Raw genomic sequence first — 21,360 nt, forward strand, 5'->3', positions numbered from 1 at the left:
GCTTTGTTAGCTGGGGGCTGAGCCGACGATAACGGTTGGACCGCCTGCGCAACACCCTTGTACTCACCCGATTATCGTGGGGTAACTCTCACCACCGGGCGCGTGTCGCTACTCGGGAAAGAGCTTGACCAGGGCGTCGAGTACTCGACTGGCCATCAAAGCCTTGGATCCGTGTTCGAGAGCGGACTCCGAGCCGTCGGAACCGAGCAACCAACCGTCGTTGTGATCGACCTCGAACGCCTTGCCCTCGCCGACCGCATTGACCACGAGGAGATCGCAACCTTTGCGGGCAAGCTTGGAGCGGGCATAGGTGAGAACGTCACCATGGGCGTCACCGGTCTCAGCGGCGAATCCGACGATCACCGTTCGAGCATCCAAGTCGCCGTCACGACGCGCTTCGACGAGACCGGCGAGGATGTCGGCATTTCTGGTGAGGCTGATCGAGTCGGGTTCGTTTGCGCCCTTCTTGATCTTGCTGCCTTCGACGGTGGTGGGGCGGAAGTCCGCGACAGCCGCAGCCATGACGACTCCGTCGTGTCCCGGTGCGTGCTTTTCCACTGCCAACCGGAGATCTTCGGCCGTCTTGATGTGCACGACGTCGACAGCGGCGGGGTCGGCGAGATCAGCCGTGTACCCGGCGATCAGTGTCACGTGCGCGCCGCGTTGCGCGGCAAGACGGGCGAGCGCGTAGCCCTGCTTGCCCGAGCTGCGATTGCCGAGAAAGCGCACGGGATCGAGCGGCTCGCGAGTACCGCCGGCGGTGACCAGAATGCGGCGACCCTCCAGGTCGCGCGGCAACGCGTCCGAGCGCTCGAGGAGCAACGATGCCAACCCGACGATCTCGTCGGGTTCGGGAAGTCGACCGGCTCCGGTGTCTTTCCCGGTCAAACGCCCGGAGGCAGGTTCGATCACGTGGACGCCGCGCGAACGCAGTGTCGCCACGTTCGAGACCGTTGCGGGGTGCTCCCACATCTCGGTGTGCATTGCTGGGGCGAAGACAACCGGACAGCGCGCGGTCAACAAAGTGGCCGTCAACAGGTCGTCTGCGCGACCCATGACCGCTCGCGCCATCAGATCAGCGGTTGCCGGCGCGATGACGACCAGATCGGCTTCCTGTCCGAGACGGACATGCGGAACCTGCGGGACGTCGTTGAAGACGCCGGTGTGAACCGGGTTGCCGGAGAGTGCTTCGAACGTCGCGCGCCCGACGAACTCCAGAGCGGATTCGGTCGGAATCACGCGGACGTGATGACCGCTCTCGGTGAAGCTGCGGATGATCGAGCACGCCTTGTACGCGGCGATACCCCCACCGACACCGACGACAATGCGCTTACGTATCGATGTGGGCGCGTCGGACACTCCCCCGACACCCGAACGAGGTTCGGGTGCGGCAGATGTGGTGCTCACTCGCCTTCGGTGTGCTCGAGGAGATCAGCGTGGATTTCACGCAACGCGATGGACAGCGGCTTTTCCTGCAGACCGGGCTCGACCAGAGGTCCGACGTATTCGAGGATGCCGTCACCGAGCTGGTTGTAGTAGTCGTTGATCTGGCGCGCGCGCTTGGCTGAGTAGATGACCAGGGCGTACTTGGAAGAGGTGCGTTCGAGCAACTCGTCGATCGGCGGGTTGGTGATGCCGAGCGGGGTGTCGTAGGCAGGCAGAGCGCCCTGACCTGCTGCGGACGCGGCTGAAGTGCTGCTCACTCTTGTATCTCCTGAATTAGATCTTCATTGAAGAACTAGTTTTATCGATCCGGATATCTGAGAAACGGGGTGGAAATCGGTTCCCGAAGGGTGCGGAATCAGTTCCCAACCAACAAGGATACCAACTCATCGCAAGCACGGCTTACATCCTCGTTCACGATGACCGTGTCGAACTCGTCCTGTGCGGCCAATTCCACTCGGGCCGTCTCGAGTCGGCGCGCCACGACGTCTTCCGTTTCGGTTCCACGTCCGGTCAGCCGTTGCACCAGAACGTCCCAGCTCGGTGGAGCCATGAACACCAACAGAGCCTCGGGCATCGCCTTGCGGACAGCTCGTGCTCCGGCGAGATCGACCTCGACGAGAACGGGCTTTCCAGCTTCGAGCGCTTCTTCGACCGGAGCTGCGGGGGTGCCGGAGCGCTGCAGGCCGCCGTGGATTTCCGCCCATTCGAGAAGTTCACCGGAGTCGATCATCCGTTGAAATTCTTCACGGGAGGTGAATCGGTAGTCCTTGCCGTCCACTTCACCTGGACGGGGATCGCGAGTGGTCGCCGAAACACTGAAAACGAGTTCAGGCAACCGAGTTCTCAGCTCGCGAACGACGCTGGACTTACCGACAGCCGAAGGGCCGGCCAGTACAACCAGCCGACCCCTCCGCACTGCGGTCTTGCTCTCTGACACTGTTGCGTCAGCAATCATCAGACACTGCCGCGTCAGCAATCATCACTTGTCGGCTCAGGCCTCGAAGTCGAACTTGGTGAGCAGAGCCTTGCGCTGCCGATCACCGAGGCCACGAAGGCGACGGGTCGGTGCAATCTCCAGCTCGGTCATGATCTCCTGAGCCTTGACCTTGCCCACCTTGGGCAGCGCCTCGAGCAGTGCCGAAACCTTCATCTTGCCCAAGATTTCGTTGTCTTCGGCGTCCTTGAGGACCTGCTTGAGGTCGGTGCCGCCACGCTTCAGGCGCTCCTTGAGCTCAGCCCTGGCCTTGCGGGCAGCAGCTGCCTTCTCCAAAGCAGCAGCGCGCTGCTCATCAGTCAACTGGGGAAGGGCCACGGTTCCTCCGTCTCGTCGTGTGCAAATTTTGTCTATTCCGCTGATAACCAGCAGCGATAGCGACCGTACTCACGCCTGGCGCGAATTGCTAACCCACCCCCCGCGGTCCGATGCAGATCGCGGTGGGTTATGCGCGTCGAATCGATGTCACGGATCGTCACCGTTTTCGGCTGGATCGAGACGAATTCGACGCCACACGAACGTGCGTACAGTACCGAAATAGACTGTAACACAATGTATTTCGACCCATAGCGTGCGACACCCCCGTGCGAGTGTGCGAAATCGTTACCTGCGGGAATGAACGTGGTCGCCGACACATCCAAAATTTTCGAGCATTTTCGGCGCCTATGCGCGTGTCGCGGCCCGTTTTCAGGTCTGCAGCGACGATTTCGGATCGCCGGCGTCGACCGTCTCGGGTTCGATGCGACTCACGCCGGGGGCGGCCAGAGCGAGCACTACCGCGAGGCTCGCCCAGAGCAATGAATTCTCCAGCACGAAGCCGACTACCGGGATATCCGTGTCCGCGCCGACTCGAGGAAGCCGAAACAGCACTACGACAGCGGTGAGACCGATCGCGATCCAGGACCACACAGGGACCGATCGAGTGCCCTCCCCCACGCCCGACTTGATCGGAACGAGGAGTACACCCACCGCCGGCACCAACCACACGAAGTGGTGCGTCCAGGCAATGGGAGTCACGATTGCCGCCAGCAGAGCCACCACCGTGAAACCGGCGAGATCGCCCCGCAGGCGCTGAGCGCGCCGCGTCGCGACAATTCCGAGGACACCCAACACCGCACAGGCGACGAGCCAGGCCGGACCCACCAGGCCCTCGGGAAGTAGCCGCAAGGCCATTCCACGCACGGACTGGTTACCGAACACGGACGGGTCACCGACGGCGACGCGCCCCGAGAGTGAGGCGATGTCGCCGAAGTAGTCGATCGTCTGGCGTGGGAGAACCGCAAAGCCCAGAGCCGTGGCGCCGAGGAAGCCGGCGAGGCCGCCCCCAACTGCTTTCCAGCGCCCGGTGATCACGTAGTAACCGAAGTAGACGAGTGGCACCAGTTTGACCGCGCCGGCGATCCCCACCAGCACGCCCTCGGGAATCCACCGTGGTCGAGCCAGCACGTCGATCAAGCACAGGAGAGTCAGAAACAACCCGACCTGGCCGTACCCGAGGTGATCGGAGATCGGCGATGCCGCCGTCCACAGGACCAGGAAACCCACGTAGACGACGACTGGCCGCTTACGTGTGAACGGGACTTCGCGATAGCTGAGCACGATGATCGCGGCCAGCATCAGGAGGCTGACGAAACTCCATCCCCACTGGACCGCACCCCAGGAACCCAGGGCGACGGGAACGGCGACGAGCGCAGCGAAGGGCGGATACGTGAACGGCAGTCTCGCGTTGAACGACTCGTCGTACAGGTTCGAGCCGTCGAGGACGGCCTGACCCGCCGTCCGGTACACGGCGAGATCGTCGCCGTGTACGCCGGTGACGGATTGGAACCCGGTGGCCAGCAGCGCGCACGCCGCGACGAGAAGTCCGATCTGCCACCAACGATTCACCGACGGACGGTACCACCGGGTTCCACCGCTCGAACGAGCCTCGAGGTCACTCACGGATCAGTTCGCCAATGCGGCTTCGATCTCGTCTCGGTCACGCATTGCTGCCTCCCGAAGTGCCGATACCGAAGGACCATGCTTGAGCACCCCACGGGAAGTGTTCGGCAGCAGGAGCTCGGTCGATCCCGCGAAGATGTCTGCGAGATCCGCTGCCGTCGCACCCTGCGCGCCGAGTCCCGGAGCGAGAATCGGGCCGTTGAACTGCGACAGGTCCAGACCGTGGTCCCGAGTTGCACCGACCACCAGTCCGACGGTGTCACGGCCGTCGCCGTTCGCATCGACCGCAGCGTCGACGATCGACTGAGCCACGCTCACACCGTCAGTCGACGACTGTTGAAGTACGCCGCCTTCCGGATTGGAGGTTCGTGCCAGGACGAAGATCCCGCGGGCGTTCTGCCTTGCCAGTTCGAGTGTCGGAGTCAGCGCCCCGAATCCCAGGTACGGCGAAACGGTGACCGAGTCGGAGGCCAACGGCGAATCACCCAACCAGGCTTGCGCGTACGCGTCCATCGTCGAACCGATGTCACCGCGCTTGGCATCCGCGACGACCAGAGTTCCCGCATCACGAAGAACCGAGATGGTCCGCTCCAACACGGCGAAGCCGGCGCTGCCGTAAGCCTCGAAGAACGCGACCTGAGGTTTGACCAGTCCGACCTCACCGGTGAAGGCCTCGACGCAGATCTCGGCGAAAGTCTCGAGACCTTCGGCCGTACGCGGCAGTCCCCACGCGTCGAGAAGCGCGGGATGCGGGTCGATACCGACGCACAGCCGCCCCCGGTCCGCGATCGCGGACCGGAGACGCTGCCCCCAACTGTGACTCACGACTGCTGTGCCGGCTGACGAAGACCTGCGTGCAATTCCTGCAGGGAGTGAACTCCGATGTCGCCGCGAATGGCTGCTTCGATGCCCTGCACGGCAGCCGAGGCGCCCTGCACCGTCGTGATGCACGGGATGTTCGACGCAACCGCTGCGCTTCGGATCTCGTAGCCGTCGACACGCGGGCCGTTGTTGCCGTACGGCGTGTTGATGACCATGGCGACCTCGCCGCTGCGGATCTGGTCGACGATGGTCTCGGCACCGGCCGGAACATCTTCACCCGACTGCTTGTACACCTGCTTGCACTCGATACCGTTGCGCCGCAAAACATCTGCGGTTCCTTCGGTGGCAAGAATGGTGAATCCGAGGTCTGCCAGGCGCTTGACCGGGAAGATCAGCGAACGCTTGTCCTTGTTGGCGACCGAGACGAACACCGCGCCCGTGGTGGGCAACGAACCGTAGGCGGCAGTCTGCGACTTGGCAAAAGCCGTACCGAAGTCGAAGTCGATTCCCATGACTTCACCGGTGGACTTCATTTCCGGGCTGAGCAAGGTATCCACGCCGGTACCGTCGGCGCGGCGGAAGCGGTTGAACGGCAACACAGCTTCCTTGACCGCGATCGGTGCACCGGCCGGGGTGTTTCCGCCGTCGCCCTTCGCCGGCAGAATGCCGCTCGCACGCAGTTCCGCGATGGATTCGCCGAGCATGACGCGGGCGCATGCCTTGGCCAGCTGGACGGCCGTCGCCTTGGACACGAACGGAACCGTGCGGCTGGCGCGGGGATTTGCTTCCAGCACGTAGAGGATGTCGTCCTTGAGGGCGTACTGGACGTTGAGCAGGCCCTTGACGCCGATGCCCTTCGCGAGAGCCTCGGTGGAGCGGCGGACGTTCTCGAGATCCGCCCGGCCCAGAGTGATGGGCGGGAGCGCACACGCCGAGTCACCGGAGTGAATGCCGGCTTCCTCGATGTGCTCCATGACGCCGCCGAGGTACACCTCGGTGCCGTCGCACAGAGCGTCGACGTCGATCTCGACCGCGTCTTCGAGGAAGCGGTCGACCAGGACCGGACGATCGTCGGAGATCTCCGTGGCGCGCGAGATGTAGTCGGCGAGGGAAGCCTCGTCGTAGACGATCTCCATGCCGCGTCCACCGAGCACGTACGACGGACGCACCAGCACCGGGTAGCCGATACCTGCCGCGATCTCGCGGGCGCCGTCGAACGTGGTGGCGGTACCGAACTTCGGTGCGGGCAGACCGGCTTCGGTCAGTACGCGGCCGAATTCGCCGCGGTCCTCCGCCAGGTCGATGGCTGCGGGGCTGGTTCCCACGATGGGGACGCCGGCAGCTTCGAGACGCTTCGCCAGTCCGAGCGGGGTCTGGCCGCCGAGCTGGACGATGACGCCGGCAACGGTGCCCGACTGCGCCTCCGCGCGGTAGACCTCGAAGACGTCCTCGAACGTCAGCGGCTCGAAGTACAGGCGATCAGCGGTGTCGTAGTCCGTAGAGACGGTCTCGGGGTTGCAGTTGACCATGACGGTCTCGTACCCGGCCTCGGACAGCGTCTGCGCCGCGTGGACACACGAGTAGTCGAACTCGATACCCTGACCGATGCGGTTGGGGCCGGATCCGAGGATCAGAACCTTGGGTCGCTCGGTCTGCGGAGCAACTTCGGACTCGGCCTCGGGATCGAGCTCGTAGGTCGAGTAGTGGTACGGCGTCTTGGCCTCGAACTCTGCGGCGCAGGTGTCGACGGTCTTGTAGACGGGGCGCACGCCCAGCTGATCACGCAGAGCGCGAACGGCGTCCTCACCTGCGTGCGTGTCACCACCGAGTTCGGGGCGCAGAGCCGCGATCTGGCGGTCCGAGATGCCGTGGTACTTGGCCTGACGCAGGGAAGCCTCGTCGAAAGACTCTGCAGCGCGCAGCTTTTCACCGAGCTCGTGAATCTGCTGGAACTGGTCGAGGAACCACGGATCGATCTTGGTGGCGTCGAAGAGCTGCTCGACAGTTGCGCCGAGCGCGAATGCCTTCTCGATGCCGTACATGCGGCCGTCCTGCGGAACGCTCAGATCGGCGAGCAGTGCATCCAGGCTCTCCGTCTCGATGTCGGCACCGGTCCAGTAACCCGCACGCTTGGTCTCGAGCGAACGCATGACCTTGCCGAAAGCCTCGGTGAAGTTGCGGCCGATGCTCATGGCCTCGCCCACCGACTTCATCGTGGTGGTCAGAGTTCCGTCGGCACCGGGGAACTTCTCGAAAGCGAACCGCGGAGCCTTGACGACGACGTAGTCGAGCGTCGGCTCGAAGCAAGCCGGGGTTTCCTTGGTGATGTCGTTGACGATCTCGTCGAGCGTGTAGCCGATGGCAAGCTTGGCCGCCATCTTCGCGATCGGGTAACCGGTCGCCTTCGACGCCAGAGCCGACGAGCGGGAGACACGCGGGTTCATCTCGATGACGACCAGGCGGCCGTCCTTCGGGTCCATCGCGAACTGGATGTTGCAGCCGCCGGTGTCGACGCCCACCTCTCGCAGAATGTCGATGGAAAGGTCGCGCATCGCCTGGTACTCGCGGTCGGTCAGCGTCATCGCCGGGGCGACGGTGACCGAGTCTCCGGTGTGGACACCGACCGGGTCGACGTTTTCGATGGAGCAGACGATCACGACGTTGTCGCGACTGTCGCGCATGAGCTCGAGTTCGTATTCCTTCCATCCGAGGATGGATTCCTCGATCAGGACGTTCGCCGTCGGCGACGCGGCCAGACCGCCACCGGCGATGCGGTTGAGATCGTCGACGTCGTACGCCATGCCGGAACCGAGGCCGCCCATGGTGAAGGACGGACGCACGACAACCGGGTAACCGAGTTCGGCGACCGTGGCGTGTACTTCGTCCATCGTGTAGCAAACTGCGGACTTCGCGGATTCGCCACCGACCTTGGCGACGATGTCCTTGAACTTCTGGCGATCCTCGCCGCGCTGGATGGCGTCGAAGTCGGCGCCGATCAGTTCGACGTCGTACTTCTCGAGGATGCCCTGCTCGTGCAGCGCCACTGCGGCGTTGAGCGCAGTCTGACCGCCGAGCGTCGCGAGGACGGCGTCGATCTTGTTGCCCTGCAAGGCTTCCTTGGCGATGACCTTCTCGAGGAACTCGGCCGTGATCGGCTCGACGTACGTGGCGTCGGCGAACTCGGGGTCCGTCATGATGGTGGCCGGGTTGGAGTTGACCAGGCTGACGCGCAGGCCCTCCTCCTGGAGGACGCGGCAGGCCTGGGTGCCCGAGTAGTCGAACTCGCAGGCCTGACCGATGACGATCGGACCGGAGCCGATTACCAGGATGTGCTTGAGATCTGTACGGCGTGGCATTAGTTCTTGACTCCGGTTTCTTTCCGTGCGGAGAGCAGGCTGGTGAAGCGGTCGAAGAGGTACGCGGCGTCGTGCGGGCCGGCTGCCGCCTCGGGGTGGTACTGCACCGAGAAGGCCGAATCGTCCAGCAGGCGAACACCTTCGACGGCTCCGTCGTTGGCGCAGGTGTGGCTGACCACCGCGCGGCCGAACGGGGTGTCGAATTCCTGACCGGCCTCGCCTTCGAGCGCGAAGCCGTGGTTCTGAGCGGTGATCGCGATGCGACCGGTCTGATGCTCGATCACCGGGATGTTGATGCCGCGGTGGCCGAACTTCATCTTGTAGGTGCTCAGGCCCAGGGCGCGGCCCAGGATCTGGTTGCCGAAGCAGATACCGAACAGCGGCAAGCCCTGTCCGATGACCTCTTTCGTGAGGTGGACTGCGCCGTCGGCGGTGGCCGGGTCACCGGGACCGTTGGAGAGGAACACTCCGTCGGCCTTCAGGTCGAGGATCTGTTCGAGACTCGCGTTGGACGGCAACACGTGGACGCGGATACCGCGCTCGGCGAACATGCGCGGGGTGTTGGTCTTGATACCGAGGTCGATGGCGGCAACCGTGTACAGCGCCTCCCCGCCCTTCGGCTCGACGACGTAGCCGCTGGTGGTGCTGACCTCACCGGCAAGATCGGCGCCGAGCATGGTCGGCTGATCCTGAACCCGTCGGACCAGTTCGTCATCGGCGGCGATGGCTTCACCGGAAAAAATTCCGGCCTTCATCGAACCGCGAGTACGCAGGTGGCGAACCAGGGCGCGGGTGTCGATCCCGGCGATTCCGACGATGCCCTGCTCTTCGAGCTTGGCCTGGAGCGAACCGGTTGCACGCCAGCTCGAGGTGACGCGCGAGGGGTCACGAACGACGTACCCGGCAACCCAGATCTTGGCGCCGGCACGCTCGCCGGTCGGTCCGACCGACTCGTCGTCTTCGTCGTTCCAGCCGGTGTTGCCGATCTGCGGTGCGGTGGAGACGACGATCTGGCGGTGGTAGCTGGGATCGGTGAGCGTTTCCTGGTAGCCGGTCATTCCGGTGCTGAACACCGCTTCGCCCAGGGTCTGTCCAACCGCACCGAAGGTGGTTCCGCGGAACACCCGTCCATCTTCGAGGACCAGTACTGCGGGGCTGTTGTCAAAGCCGCTCATGCGTTCTTTCCGTTCTGCTCGATGTCGCCAGAGCTTGCGTCTTCGTTGTCATTCGTCTTGTTCGAAGCGGTCTTGTTCGAAGCAGTCACCGGCTTGACCCAGTCCGGATAAACCGTCTTGTCGTCACCGCGCACGCCCGTGTCGATCTCGGTTCCGCTCGGCAATTCCCAGCGAATCACCAGGACGCCGTCCTTGCTCATGACCTTGCCGGCAAGACCATTCTCCGTGCGGATCGCGCGGATCGACTTCTCCGGAATCCAGATCGCCGACGCGCCGTCACGCTCGACCAGAATTCCGCCGCTGTAGCGGCTGATCTCGCAGGTGGCGCGGAAACCGAGGTCGCCGACGGCGATTCGGTCCTGCCAACTGGGTGCGATGGTGCTGCCGACGTACAGGCCGGTGGTCGGCAGGACGAGCAGTTCACCCAGGGTTGCCGGTACCGTCGGCAGTTCGCCGATCTTGTCTTTCTGGCGTCGAGCGCGTCCACGCCAGCCGACGTACATCAGGCCGATCATCGCGACCCAGAAGATCGCCAGACCGATGATCCACAGTGCTCTGTCCATGACGCGCTACTCCTCGCTACTCCGCAGCCGCACATTCCCGTCGTGTGCGGTGATGCGGCCACGTAACAGTGTGGTCGTGACCCGAGCGGGCAATGTCATCGACTCGTACGGAGTGTTATGCGCGACACTCGCCAGGTCGGGACCGTGGACCGTCCACTCGGCCGACGGATCGACCAATGTCAGGTTCGCGGGCTCCCCCACCTCGATGGGACGGCCCTGATCGTCGAGGCCGACGATTGCCGCGGGGCGCTCGCTCATGACCCGGGCAACACCGCGCCAGTCCAACAGGCCGGGCTGGACCATCGTCTGCACGATGATCGAGAGTGCGGTCTCGAGGCCGAGCATTCCAGGGCGAGCGGCTGCGAACTCGCAGCACTTGTCCTGCTCGGCGTGCGGAGCATGGTCGGTCGCGACGCAGTCGATGATTCCCTCGGCCAGACCCTTGCGCAGCGCGGCAACATCACTGGCCTCACGCAAGGGCGGGTTGACCTTGTTGATCGCGTCGTACGTCTCGAGCCGTGAATCGTCGAGGAGCAGGTGATGCGGGGTGACCTCGGCGGTGATCGAAATCCCTTGGCTGCGAGCCCACTTCACGAGTTCGACGGTTCCGGCGGTGGAGGCGTGGCAGATGTGAACGCGGGCGCCGGCGTCACGCGCGAGCAGTGCGTCGCGGGCCACGATCGATTCTTCGGCTGCTCGCGGCCATCCGGCCAGGCCGAGACGCGCGGCCGTGGGGCCCTCGTGGGCGACCGCACCGACGGTCAAACGCGGCTCTTCCGCGTGCTGGGCGATCAGGACGCCCAGTGAACTGGAGTATTCGAGCGCGCGACGCATGATCAGTGGGTCGTAGACGCAGTGGCCGTCGTCGGAGAACATCTTGACCTTGCCGACGCCTGCGGCCATGGTCGCCATCTCGGCGAGTTGTTTGCCTTCCAGGCCCGCTGTGACCGCGCCGACGGGGTGGACGTCGACGAGGCCGACTTCCTGCCCGCGTCGCCAGACGTGATCGGTGATGACCACCGAATCGGCGACGGGACTCGTGTTGGCCATCGCGAAGACCGCGGTGTATCCACCCAGAGCCGCTGCCGAGCTTCCGGTTTCGATGGTCTCGGTGTCTTCGCGGCCGGGCTCACGCAGATGTGTGTGCAGGTCCACGAAGCCGGGAAGCAGGATCTGCCCGCCGGCATCGATCACCTCGGATGCCGTGGCCGGATCGAGGTCCACGCCGATCTCGAGGATCGTGCCGTCGCCGACGAGTACGTCGGTGGGCTCACCTTCTCCGTAGATCAGGACTCCGCGGAGCAGGACACTCACGGGTGATTCTCCGTTCTCGTTTCTGGTCACAGCGCACCGTCCTCCGACCCGACCAGCAGTCGGAACAAGACAGCCATGCGCATGTGTACGCCGTTGGTAACCTGTTGCAGTACAGCAGTTTTGGAGGAATCGGCAACGGCGGATGCAATCTCCATGCCGCGCAGCATCGGGCCGGGGTGCAGGACCACCGCGTGATCGGCCAGCATCGCCAGCCGCTTCTCGGACAGGCCGTAGTTGATCGAGTACTCGCGCTGCGACGGGAAGAAGCCACCGTTCATGCGTTCGGCCTGAACCCGCAGCATCAGCACCGCGTCGAGTCCGGGCAGTTCCGCGTCGAGCGAATGCGAAACCGTGACCGGCCACGTGTGCGCACCGACCGGCAGCAGTGTCGGCGGCGCAACAAGAACAACCTCGGCACCGAGCATCGAGAGCAGCAGTGCGTTGGAGCGGGCGACACGGCTGTGCAGGATGTCGCCGACGATGGCGATCCGCTTGCCCTCGATGTCGCCGAGACGCTGGCGAAGGGTCAAAGCGTCGAGAAGCGCCTGAGTGGGGTGCTCGTGCGTGCCGTCACCTGCGTTGATGACTGCCGGGCCACCGTCGTCGGCCGCTCCGGTCCACTTTGCGATCTGGTGGGCGGCGCCCGAAGCCGGGTGGCGCACGATGAGTGCGTCGGCACCGGCCGCGCGCAGGGTCATCGCGGTATCGCGCAGGGATTCACCTTTGGACACCGAGGAACTGGATGCGCTGACATTGATGACGTCGGCACTCATCCATTTGCCTGCCACCTCGAAAGACACCCGGGTGCGCGTCGAGTTCTCGAAGAACACCGTCATGACCGTGCGTCCGCGCAGCGTCGGGAGCTTGCGTACCTCTCGTCCCAGAAGTGCCTGCTCGAACCGTTCTGCCTCGTCGAGAAGTTCTACCGCGGACTCACGATCGAGGTCCGCGATGGAAAGTAGGTGCTTCACGCGCTCTTACCCCCGGAGATGACTACCGCTTCCCTGCCGTCGTGCTCCTGGAGGAGAACCTTGACGTCCTCGGACCTCGCGGTCGGGACGTTCTTGCCGACGTAGTCGGCGCGCAGCGGGAGTTCGCGGTGACCACGATCCACGAGCACTGCGAGTTGGACCGCGCGGGGGCGGCCCAGATCGCGCAACGCGTCAAGTGCCGAGCGCACGGTGCGACCGGAGAAGAGGACGTCGTCCACGAGAACGACCAGCGCATTGTCGACGCCACCTTCGGGGACGGACGTGCGCTCGAGCGGGCGGTGCGGCTTGTTCCGGAGATCGTCGCGGTAAAGGGTGATGTCGAGAGATCCGATGGGAAGTCGCACACCGGAGAATTCTTCGATCTTGGCGCGCAGTCGCGTGGCGAGGGTGGTTCCACGCGTCGGGATCCCGATCAGGACCACACGAGGGGCAGTTCCCTCGGGTCCGTCGAGTGCGGTCTTCTCGATGATCTCGTGAGCGATCCGCGCGATGGTCCGGCCCACATCCTGGGCGGACAACAATTCGCGGGTTTCGCTACCTGCCTCGGCACCGACCGGCGCCTTCGAGTTACCTGGACCTGCAAGATCGGATGGGCGAGACCCTTCGGGCACGCTCATGCAGCGACCTCCTTCTCCGCCTCACTGGACGGATCGTTAAAGGATGTCTGACGGTCCCCACCCTATCAGCCGACAGACCTGATCCCGCCGTGCGAGCAGCGACTCCGACCGGTTGTGTGCAGACACACAACGCGCACGGTGACACTCGCACGGCGGTGGTGGAACAAAACTTGCTACTCGGTACCCGAATCCGATTCCTGCGCGCGCTGGGAGGTCGCGGCCGCAGCCCATCGAACCTGCGGCGCAACAAGAACGACCTGGCCGAGGATTCCGTTGACGAATCCCGGAGAGTCGTCCGTCGAGAGCTGCTTCGCGAGTTCGACGGCCTCGTCCACGGCGACAACCGGCGGAACGTCCGTCGCGTGGAAGAGCTCCCACACGGCGATACGCAGAATCGCACGGTCGACGGCGGGCAGACGCTCGAGCGTCCAGTCCTGCAGATGCGAGGAGATGACCTGATCGATCCGGTCCAGATTCTCCGCAACGCCGGACACCAACGTGACGGTGTAGGCCGCGACGGGTGCTACCGCGTCGTCCTTGACGGACAGATCAGAACGCTCCGACGCCAGTGCGACCGGATCGAGGTCACGTGCCTCGGCTTCGAAGAGGAAGTCGACGGCACGCTTGCGCGCCTTGTGGCGTGCACCGAGTTTCTTATGTGTGCCGGACACTCAGGAATTCACACGCCCGAGGTAGTTGCCGTCACGGGAATCGACCTTGAGCTTGTCACCGGTGTTGATGAAGAGCGGGACGTTGATCTCGGCACCGGTCTCGAGGGTGGCAGGCTTGGTGCCGCCGGTGGAGCGGTCGCCCTGCAGGCCCGGATCGGTGTGCTTGACGACGAGCTCGACGGTGACCGGAAGCTCGACGAAGAGGGGAACGTCTTCGTGGGTCGCGACCTGGACTGCCATGTTCTCGAGCAGGAAACGCGACTGGTCGCCGACGGTGGACTCGCTGATCGACACCTGGTCGTAGGTGTCGCCGTCCATGAAGATGTAGTCGCTGCCGTCGTGGTACAGGTACGTCATGTCACGACGGTCGACCGTGGCGGTCTCGACCTTCACACCGGCGTTGAACGTCTTGTCCACTACCTTGCCCGAGAGCACGTTCTTGAGCTTGGTGCGCACGAAGGCAGGGCCCTTGCCGGGCTTGACGTGCTGGAACTCGATGATCGTCCACAGCTGGCCTTCGATCTGCAGAACCAGACCATTCTTGAAATCACTGGTGGAAGCCACTTGCTTCGCGTCTCCTAGGGGTCGGGAAACCGTCTCAGACGACGGTAAGGTCTTTTGCGGTCAGTGTGAGCAGCTCTGGCCCCTGCTCACGAACAACGAGCGTGTCCTCGATCCGTACACCTCCGCGCCCGGAGAAGTACACGCCCGGCTCGACGGTCACCGCCGCGCCGGAAAGAAGTGTACCGGTGCCGAGCTTGCCGATCCCCGGTGCTTCGTGGATTTCGAGCCCCACACCGTGGCCGAGGCCGTGCAGGAACAACTCGCCGTAGCCTGCATCGTCGATCACCGCACGGGCGACGGCGTCGACTGCCGCACATTCGACACCCGGCGCGAGCGCGTCGCAACCGGCAGCTTGCGAACGCGCGACGAGCTCGTAAATCTCCCGTTGCCAATCGGAAACGGACTCGAGCACGTAGGTCCGTGTCATGTCCGAGTGGTACCCACCGACCTGGGCGCCGAAGTCGAGTTTCACAAAGTCACCCGACGCCAGGATCGCGTCGGTCGGTCGGTGATGCGGAATCGCCGAGTTGGCGCCGGCCGCCACGATCGTCTCGAAGGAAATACCGTCCGCCCCGTTGTCGAGCATCAGATTTTCCAGCTCGCGGCCGACCTCTCGTTCCGTTCGGCCAGGTCGCAGACCGCCGCGAGCGATCAACTGCGCCAACGCGACATCGGCTGCGGTGCACGCGGCTCGCAACAACTCCACCTCGTACTCGTCCTTGACCATGCGCAATTGTTCGACGAGTCCACTCACCGGTTCGAACCGGATCTTCGGCGCTGCTTCGGTCCAAGCCCGATGTTCGGCGAACGTCGCCACATGTGACTCGAACGCGAGAACGGGCGCCGTGGACTTCTCGATCAAGTGCGCAGCACTCGAACGGGCGATTTCGGCCCGAAGGTCCGGCACCTGCTCTGACACCTGCGTCACGTAGCGGCCGTCGGTGCAGATCACCGTCTCACGCTCGTCGGACGCTGAATCGGATGCACTGACGACGAGCGCCGCATTGGAACCGGTGAAACCGGTGAGGTATCTGATGTTGAGGAGATCTGTGACGAGAATCGCGTCGAGTTCGCGCTCCGAGAGGAGGCGTCTGAGGGATTCACGGCGTGTTCTGAAGTCGACCGGCATCCCTCGAACCTACCGCCCGCGCAGACCTGCCGATCAACTCGAAACTCGCGGTTACAGCAATAAGTGTGGGTTAGGCCACAAGGTGTAATGGGTTCTAGTTAGGCTGTACCCATGAATGCGTGGTTGGTACGTGGCCTCGGCATGGCCCTGATACATGTTGTGTTTCGTGCGTTGCTCGGTGCAGCGATCGCACAGTGGCCACTTCAGGGGTCCACCCTGCGCTGGCTGTCCCTGTTGATCGTCATCGTCTTCGCCGCGATCTGGGGTGGTATCGACGGCATTCGTGACCGCCGGAACTTCCCCGAACCCGAGGACGGCGCCGATCTGACCATGCTGTGGCTCAAGGCCGCATTGGTCGGCGGGTTCGTCGCCGGCGCTGCCAGCTGGGCACTCAGCCTCGTCCCCTCCCTCGAACTGACCCAGCAGGGCTTGTTCTTCGAGGTGACCTCCGGTGCGGCGTTCACGATCCTTCTCATCTTCGTCCCCGCCATGATCGCCATCACTGTCGGACGCTTCTTCGTCAGCCGTGAACAGCGCAAGAACGGAACAGCTCCGCAGACCCCGTCCCACGAGCGTCACCACGAACCGGTGCCCGTCAGCGAGGGCTACGACTCCCCCACCGAGCAGCACGCATACAGCGGAGCCGCCATGTCCGTCGAGGAATCCGACGCCGATACCGCGGTCTTCCCAGCGATCGATCTGGGCAAGCGCGAGCAGTAACGCCCGCCGTACACACAACCGAATGCGGCCCCGAGGATATTCTCCTCGGGGCCGCATTCGTGTGACTGTTTTTTCGACTTGCCTCGTTCAGCCTCGCTCGGCGAGGAACCTGATCGCCAGCGGATACGCGGCGACGCCGAGTCCGACGATCACTCCGGTCGCAATCGGACTCAGGTAGGAGTGGTGCCGAAACTCTTCTCGCGCATGAACGTTCGAGATGTGTACCTCGACGAGACCTGCGGTCAGTTCGGCGCATGCATCTCGCAGGACCACCGACGTGTGCGTCAAGCCACCGGCATTGAGGATCACCGGTTCCCCCGCGTCCGCCGCGTCGTGGATCCAACCGAGCAGATCGCCTTCGTGATCGCTCTGACGGACGATCACCTCGACGCCGAGCTCCTTGCCTGCCGCGACGCACAATTCGATCAGATCGTCGTGTGTGGTCGCGCCGTAGACCTCGGGCTGACGCTTACCCAGACGCCCCAGATTGGGTCCGTTGACGACGTTGATCCTCACAGCAGGACCGTTCCGCCGGCCGGCCTCGCATCGCGGGCAATCGCGGAGTACGCCGCAACCAGCAGACTCGGATCCGGCCCCTCGAGGCGACCCGGCTTGGCCAGTCCGTCGAGGACCACGAAACGCAGCAGCCCGGCACGGTTCTTCTTGTCGGTCTGCATTCCCTTCATCAGATCGCCGAACGCATCACCGTCGTACGACGTCGGCAGCCCGACGAGATCGAGGATCGACTTGTGACGATCCGCGGTGGCGTCGTCGAGTCGGCCCGCGAGCCGTCCGAGTTCGGCAGCGAAGACCAGGCCGACGGAGACAGCGGCACCGTGGCGCCACTTGTAGCGCTCACGACGTTCGATCGCGTGGCCGAGGGTGTGGCCGTAGTTGAGGATTTCGCGCAGATCCGACTCGCGCAGATCCGCGGCCACGACTTTGGCCTTGACCTCTACGGAGCGCCGAATCAACTCGGGCAGAACAGTTCCCGACGGATCGAGAGCTGCCTTGGGATCGGCTTCGATGAGATCCAGGATCACCGGGTCGGCGATGAATCCGGTCTTGATGACCTCGGCCATGCCTGCAACGATCTCGTTGTGCGGCACAGTCTCGAGCGTCGCGAGATCGATGAACACCGCTCCCGGTTCGTGGAACGAACCGACGAGGTTCTTGCCCGCTTCGGTGTTGATACCGGTCTTGCCGCCCACTGCTGCGTCGACCATCGCGAGCAAGGTGGTGGGGACGTGAACTACCTTGACACCGCGCATCCACGTAGCCGCGACGAAGCCGGTGAGGTCGGTCGCCGCTCCCCCGCCCAAGCTCATGATCGCGTCGCTGCGAGTCAGGCCGATCCGGCCGAGCACGTCCCAGCAGAAGCCCGCCACAGCAAGATCCTTGCCGTCCTCGGCATCGGGGATCTCGATACGGTGGGCGTCGATTCCCTTCTCCGCCAACGCAGCCCGTACGGCCTCCGCGGTCTCTGCCAGCGGCGGCTGATGGAAGATCGCGACAGTGCGCGCGCCGTCGAACTCGGCAACGAGATCACCGAGCAGGCCGCGGCCGATCACGACCGGGTAAGGACTTGCGGTCTTCACCTCTACACGTACGGGTTCGGTCACTGCTCCACTACTCCGCTCCGGTTGTTCATTTGTCTTGAAGTTTCGACACCAGTTGCCCGACGACACGCGCCGGACTTCGGCCGTCGGTCCGAATCCGAATCGTGGCCGAACGCCGGTACAGCGGACGACGACGCCTCATCAACTCCTGGTACTTGACCTTGGGATCTCCGCCGGCCAGCAGCGGGCGATGATTGTTCGCCCCCGTGCGGCGAAGCCCTTCGGCGACACTGATCTCGAGGTAGATGACCGTGTGCCCCTGGAGCAGTTCGCGCGTGCGATCGGAGAGGATCGCACCACCGCCGAGCGAGACGATTCCGTCGGTGGACTGCAATGCTTCGCGAACCACCGATTCCTCGATTTCACGAAACCGAGGCTCTCCGTCATGGGTGAAGATCTCCGGGATCGTCCTACCCGTGGTCCGTTCGATCTCGGCGTCGGTATCGACCAACTCGAGTTCGAGTGCCTGCGCGAGACGTCGACCGATGGTCGATTTGCCGGCACCGGGCGGACCGATGAGTACAGCCTTCGGCTTCATCGATACGTGAGTCCTATCGAGGCGGTCGGGCTGCGATGCCCTCGGCGTAACGACGGTAGTTGGCAGTGGTTTCAGCAATGGAATCACCACCGAACTTTTCGAGTGCGGCCTGAGCCACGACGAGCGCGACCATCGACTCGGCGACGACGCCGGCGGCCGGAACCGCGCACACGTCGCTGCGCTGGTGGATGGCAACCGCTTCCTCGCCGCTCTCCATGTCGACCGTCGCCAGAGCGCGCGGAACCGTCGAGATCGGCTTCATCGCGGCGCGAACTCGAAGAGCCTCACCATTGGTCATGCCACCTTCGATACCGCCTGCGCGGTTCGTGGAGCGCACGATGCCGTCCGGGCCCGGACGGATCTCGTCGTGAGCTTCGCTGCCACGACGGCGCGCGGTCTCGAAGCCGTCACCGACCTCGACACCCTTGATGGCCTGAATTCCCATGAGAGCAGCTGCAAGTCGTGAATCGAGACGCTCGGCGCCGCTGACGAAAGTGCCGAGTCCGACCGGCAGGCCGTGGATGACGACCTCCACGACGCCACCGAGGGTGTCGCCGTCCTTCTTCGCCGATTCGATTTCGGCGATCATCGACTCTTCTGCAGCCTTGTCGAATGCGCGGACCGGGCTCGCGTCGATCGCGTCGAGATCCTTGCCCTCAGGCACGGGTCCGACGTACGGCTCGGAAGCACCGATGGAAATAACGTGTGAAACGACCTCGGCACCGAATACCTGACGCAGGAAGGACCGTGCGACGGTTCCAGCGGCCACGCGGGCTGCGGTCTCGCGAGCGCTGGCGCGCTCGAGGACGGGACGCGCGTCGTTGAAGCCGTACTTGAGCATGCCGCTGTAATCGGCGTGTCCGGGACGCGGGCGCGTCAACGGGGCATTGCGAGCCTGATCGGCGAGCAGGTCCGGGTCGACCGGGTCGGCGGACATGATGGTTTCCCACTTGGGCCACTCGGTGTTGCCGATCTCGATGGCCACGGGGCCACCGAGCGTAAATCCGTGGCGGACACCGCCGATGATGGTGACCTTGTCGGCCTCGAACTTCATCCGTGCGCCACGGCCGTAACCGAGTCGACGACGGGCAAGTTCGGACGAGATGGCCTCAGAGGTCACTTCGACCCCCGCGACCATGCCCTCGAGCATCGCGACGAGGGCGGGACCATGGGATTCTCCGGCAGTTATCCAACGCAGCACGCCGACCATCTTTCCACGTCGCAGACCTCAGTTGTCACAGTGGTCCTCCCGGTGAACACAGATGGCCCACACGCACGAGGCGTGTGGGCCATCTCAGGGGTGCCTGTGGGTCTAGAACAGGCGGAATCCTCCACCGTTTGCGTTGATGTCAGCCAAACCGATGTTGATGTCCGCCGAGTTGTCGGGAGCGTGGAACGGCGGCGGAAGCGGCTCGAAGCAGTACGGCGGGTAGCCGTTGCTGATCAAGCCCACCAGGCGGTCACCGACGACGAGCGGTCCACCGGAATCACCGGGAATCGAGCACGTGTGCTCGACGATCTCACCGTAGACGGAGTCGTAGCCCCAGGTGATACCGCACGTGTTGCCGGTCGAACGGCCTTCCTTGCACACGATCGTGCCCGGTGCCGGCGGGGCGCCGATTCCGTTGATCGTCGTGCCGCCGACGGTACGCAGCGGAGCTACCTTGGCGTCGTCGAGATCGATCACGGCGATGTCCGAGACCGGACTCGAGTAAGAGAACCGACCGATGGGTCCGGCCTCGGGCAGGTACTCGGCGAACACCCGGTCCCCGACAACTCCGCAGTGTCCGGCGGTGAGTGCCACGAGAGAACCGGCGTTGTCGTAGCCGACCGCGGTCAACGTGCATGCTGCAACTCGGTCAGGATCGGAGTGATCCACGTCCGGCAGCAGGATGCCTGAGCCCCCGCCCAGTGCCACCGATGAAGGTGCAGGCGCGGCGCCGGCGACGCCCGCTCCTGCAGCCACAGCCGCCAAACAGGCTGCCGCAGCGACGAAAAGCCTTGTGCGCATAGGTTCCCCCGATAATCGAGTGCGAAACGAGATTCGTTTTGTCCCATTTCCGAAACCTCAGTGAACGTCAGGGTGTGGACATTCGGCAAGTCCGACTCGCCGCATACTGGGACCGCGCGCTGGCAATACCCGCATTTATGAAACCGACGGTTACGTCTTTCCTGCAGTTCACCGTCCGTCGTTGAACGGTCAATAACGCCAGACTTCTCGCGGATGTTGCACTCGTCACGTCAGCCAGGCAAACGCAATCGAACCGCAGGCTGCCAGGCACATCGAGGGTCCGTGCGCAATGGGCGAATTATGGGCTACCGGCCCTCGTCTTCGCAGTTCCAGCGCGGTGCCCAGCGTTGCGGTGAGCACCGACGCAGACACCAACGACCACAGCCAGGCGTCCGCTCCCACCAATCCGGTCACGGCGCCCAGAGGAAGCGAGAGCTTCACATCGCCGACACCCATGGAACCAGGCGACATCACGTGCGCCAGGAGGTGGATTCCGGCGAGCAGTGCCGACCCCACCGCCGCCACCCACACCGTTCCCGACACCGTCGCGTAGACCATCACGACGGCGTAGCCCGGCAGCGTGAAACTGTTGGGCAGCCGACGCACAGCCAGGTCGACAGTCGAGATCGCGACGCACCACCACACCACGGCGAGACCGGAAAGTAACTGCACCACCGAGGTATTCAGCGCACCGACGACAACCCAGCCTGTTGCGACGGCGCACTGCGGCACACAACAGAAAGTCACGACTGGTCGATAACCGTATCGCCGCAACCAACAGTCGACGATCGCCTGAGCACCGAAACCAGCGATTACCCCAGCGCCTGCCAAGACCACCAACGTCCACATGGTTTCGAGCTTGGCGTCTGGCGTTCACCAGCGGCAGAC

22 protein-coding genes are annotated in these 21,360 nt (G+C 64.1%); 1 reads left to right on the forward strand and 21 read right to left on the reverse strand.

All coding sequences use genetic code 11. The features are described 5' to 3' along the window. Positions 1-108 precede the first annotated feature (108 nt). From coaBC to G4D79_RS20300, 15 genes are all read right to left on the reverse strand, one after another. On the reverse strand, positions 109-1,407 hold the full coding sequence (coaBC, locus tag G4D79_RS20230) for a bifunctional phosphopantothenoylcysteine decarboxylase/phosphopantothenate--cysteine ligase CoaBC (RefSeq protein WP_003944888.1): 1,299 nt from the start codon (positions 1,405-1,407) through the stop codon (positions 109-111). Then, positions 1,404-1,703, reverse strand: a complete 300-nt coding sequence (gene rpoZ, locus G4D79_RS20235; protein WP_003944996.1) for a DNA-directed RNA polymerase subunit omega — start codon at positions 1,701-1,703, stop codon at positions 1,404-1,406. Before rpoZ ends, coaBC begins: the two co-directional genes overlap by 4 nt. A gap of 98 nt (positions 1,704-1,801) precedes the next feature. Continuing rightward, positions 1,802-2,401: a guanylate kinase gene (gene gmk / locus G4D79_RS20240; RefSeq protein ID WP_003944801.1), complete on the reverse strand. Its 600-nt coding sequence runs from the start codon at positions 2,399-2,401 to the stop codon at positions 1,802-1,804. Positions 2,402-2,437: 36 nt separating this feature from the next. Beyond that, positions 2,438-2,758, reverse strand: coding sequence for an integration host factor, actinobacterial type (gene mihF / locus G4D79_RS20245; RefSeq protein WP_003944825.1), 321 nt, complete (start codon positions 2,756-2,758; stop codon positions 2,438-2,440). A gap of 369 nt (positions 2,759-3,127) precedes the next feature. Continuing rightward, positions 3,128-4,327 (reverse strand): glycosyltransferase 87 family protein, encoded by a 1,200-nt coding sequence (locus tag G4D79_RS20250; RefSeq protein ID WP_308252595.1) that lies wholly within the window; start codon positions 4,325-4,327, stop codon positions 3,128-3,130. A gap of 57 nt (positions 4,328-4,384) precedes the next feature. Beyond that, positions 4,385-5,206: an orotidine-5'-phosphate decarboxylase gene (gene pyrF, locus G4D79_RS20255; RefSeq protein WP_007728008.1), complete on the reverse strand. Its 822-nt coding sequence runs from the start codon at positions 5,204-5,206 to the stop codon at positions 4,385-4,387. Next, a complete protein-coding gene (gene carB, locus G4D79_RS20260; protein WP_003945010.1) occupies positions 5,203-8,559 on the reverse strand; it encodes a carbamoyl-phosphate synthase large subunit in 3,357 nt (1,118 codons plus the stop codon). Before carB ends, pyrF begins: the two co-directional genes overlap by 4 nt. Continuing rightward, positions 8,559-9,734, reverse strand: coding sequence for a glutamine-hydrolyzing carbamoyl-phosphate synthase small subunit (gene carA, locus G4D79_RS20265; protein ID WP_007728009.1), 1,176 nt, complete (start codon positions 9,732-9,734; stop codon positions 8,559-8,561). Before carA ends, carB begins: the two co-directional genes overlap by 1 nt. Then, on the reverse strand, positions 9,731-10,297 hold the full coding sequence (locus G4D79_RS20270) for a transporter (protein ID WP_003944773.1): 567 nt from the start codon (positions 10,295-10,297) through the stop codon (positions 9,731-9,733). The genes carA and G4D79_RS20270 overlap by 4 nt, the downstream gene beginning before the upstream one ends. Positions 10,298-10,303: 6 nt before the next feature. Then, positions 10,304-11,641 (reverse strand): dihydroorotase, encoded by a 1,338-nt coding sequence (locus tag G4D79_RS20275; protein WP_007728012.1) that lies wholly within the window; start codon positions 11,639-11,641, stop codon positions 10,304-10,306. Further along, positions 11,638-12,582: an aspartate carbamoyltransferase catalytic subunit gene (locus G4D79_RS20280; protein WP_003944883.1), complete on the reverse strand. Its 945-nt coding sequence runs from the start codon at positions 12,580-12,582 to the stop codon at positions 11,638-11,640. Before G4D79_RS20280 ends, G4D79_RS20275 begins: the two co-directional genes overlap by 4 nt. Next, positions 12,579-13,220 carry a bifunctional pyr operon transcriptional regulator/uracil phosphoribosyltransferase PyrR gene (gene pyrR / locus G4D79_RS20285; RefSeq protein ID WP_003944977.1) on the reverse strand — a complete coding sequence of 214 codons (642 nt, stop codon included), beginning with the start codon at positions 13,218-13,220 and terminating at the stop codon, positions 12,579-12,581. Before pyrR ends, G4D79_RS20280 begins: the two co-directional genes overlap by 4 nt. Positions 13,221-13,393: 173 nt before the next feature. Further along, positions 13,394-13,891 carry a transcription antitermination factor NusB gene (gene nusB, locus G4D79_RS20290; protein WP_214514310.1) on the reverse strand — a complete coding sequence of 166 codons (498 nt, stop codon included), beginning with the start codon at positions 13,889-13,891 and terminating at the stop codon, positions 13,394-13,396. Further along, positions 13,892-14,455 (reverse strand): elongation factor P, encoded by a 564-nt coding sequence (gene efp / locus G4D79_RS20295; RefSeq protein ID WP_003944958.1) that lies wholly within the window; start codon positions 14,453-14,455, stop codon positions 13,892-13,894. 34 nt (positions 14,456-14,489) lie between these two features. Continuing rightward, positions 14,490-15,584 (reverse strand): Xaa-Pro peptidase family protein, encoded by a 1,095-nt coding sequence (locus G4D79_RS20300; protein ID WP_003944812.1) that lies wholly within the window; start codon positions 15,582-15,584, stop codon positions 14,490-14,492. Positions 15,585-15,695: 111 nt separating this feature from the next. Between G4D79_RS20300 and G4D79_RS20305 the strand changes: the two genes are divergently transcribed. Continuing rightward, positions 15,696-16,304 (forward strand): B-4DMT family transporter, encoded by a 609-nt coding sequence (locus tag G4D79_RS20305; RefSeq protein WP_019748369.1) that lies wholly within the window; start codon positions 15,696-15,698, stop codon positions 16,302-16,304. A gap of 87 nt (positions 16,305-16,391) precedes the next feature. Here the strand turns inward: G4D79_RS20305 and aroQ are convergent, their stop codons facing one another. The 6 genes from aroQ to G4D79_RS20335 form a co-directional block, all read right to left on the reverse strand. Continuing rightward, positions 16,392-16,820 (reverse strand): type II 3-dehydroquinate dehydratase, encoded by a 429-nt coding sequence (gene aroQ, locus G4D79_RS20310; RefSeq protein WP_003944916.1) that lies wholly within the window; start codon positions 16,818-16,820, stop codon positions 16,392-16,394. After that, positions 16,817-17,926, reverse strand: a complete 1,110-nt coding sequence (gene aroB / locus G4D79_RS20315) for a 3-dehydroquinate synthase (protein ID WP_003944873.1) — start codon at positions 17,924-17,926, stop codon at positions 16,817-16,819. Before aroB ends, aroQ begins: the two co-directional genes overlap by 4 nt. Positions 17,927-17,951: 25 nt before the next feature. Beyond that, positions 17,952-18,461: a shikimate kinase gene (locus G4D79_RS20320; protein WP_003944778.1), complete on the reverse strand. Its 510-nt coding sequence runs from the start codon at positions 18,459-18,461 to the stop codon at positions 17,952-17,954. 13 nt (positions 18,462-18,474) lie between these two features. Beyond that, positions 18,475-19,662, reverse strand: coding sequence for a chorismate synthase (gene aroC, locus G4D79_RS20325; protein ID WP_003944974.1), 1,188 nt, complete (start codon positions 19,660-19,662; stop codon positions 18,475-18,477). Between the two features lie 111 nt (positions 19,663-19,773). Next, entirely contained in the window at positions 19,774-20,472 is a 699-nt protein-coding gene (locus G4D79_RS20330; protein ID WP_007728030.1) for a S1 family peptidase, read from the reverse strand. Positions 20,473-20,697: 225 nt separating this feature from the next. Next, the gene (locus tag G4D79_RS20335; RefSeq protein WP_050794071.1) at positions 20,698-21,321 is read right to left on the reverse strand and encodes an A24 family peptidase; all 624 of its coding nucleotides are present in this window, start codon (positions 21,319-21,321) and stop codon (positions 20,698-20,700) included. Between the last annotated feature and the right edge of the window lie 39 nt (positions 21,322-21,360).

The sequence above is a fragment of the Rhodococcus sp. WY5 genome (assembly GCF_018588185.1).
GTDB classification, from domain to species: domain Bacteria; phylum Actinomycetota; class Actinomycetes; order Mycobacteriales; family Mycobacteriaceae; genus Rhodococcus_F; species Rhodococcus_F qingshengii.

What these genes read in the sequence shown, in the direction of transcription:
- G4D79_RS20270 (WP_003944773.1), bottom strand. Translation starts at nt 10,297, where the DNA reads ATGGACAGAGCACTGTGGATCATCGGTCTGGCGATCTTCTGGGTCGCG.
- carB (WP_003945010.1), bottom strand. Translation starts at nt 8,559, where the DNA reads ATGCCACGCCGTACAGATCTCAAGCACATCCTGGTAATCGGCTCCGGT.
- gmk (WP_003944801.1), bottom strand. Translation starts at nt 2,401, where the DNA reads ATGATTGCTGACGCAACAGTGTCAGAGAGCAAGACCGCAGTGCGGAGG.
- G4D79_RS20330 (WP_007728030.1), bottom strand. Translation starts at nt 20,472, where the DNA reads ATGCGCACAAGGCTTTTCGTCGCTGCGGCAGCCTGTTTGGCGGCTGTG.
- G4D79_RS20320 (WP_003944778.1), bottom strand. Translation starts at nt 18,461, where the DNA reads ATGAAGCCGAAGGCTGTACTCATCGGTCCGCCCGGTGCCGGCAAATCG.
- G4D79_RS20335 (WP_050794071.1), bottom strand. Translation starts at nt 21,321, where the DNA reads ATGTGGACGTTGGTGGTCTTGGCAGGCGCTGGGGTAATCGCTGGTTTC.
- carA (WP_007728009.1), bottom strand. Translation starts at nt 9,734, where the DNA reads ATGAGCGGCTTTGACAACAGCCCCGCAGTACTGGTCCTCGAAGATGGA.
- pyrR (WP_003944977.1), bottom strand. Translation starts at nt 13,220, where the DNA reads ATGAGCGTGCCCGAAGGGTCTCGCCCATCCGATCTTGCAGGTCCAGGT.
- G4D79_RS20305 (WP_019748369.1), top strand. Translation starts at nt 15,696, where the DNA reads ATGAATGCGTGGTTGGTACGTGGCCTCGGCATGGCCCTGATACATGTT.
- G4D79_RS20300 (WP_003944812.1), bottom strand. Translation starts at nt 15,584, where the DNA reads ATGCCGGTCGACTTCAGAACACGCCGTGAATCCCTCAGACGCCTCCTC.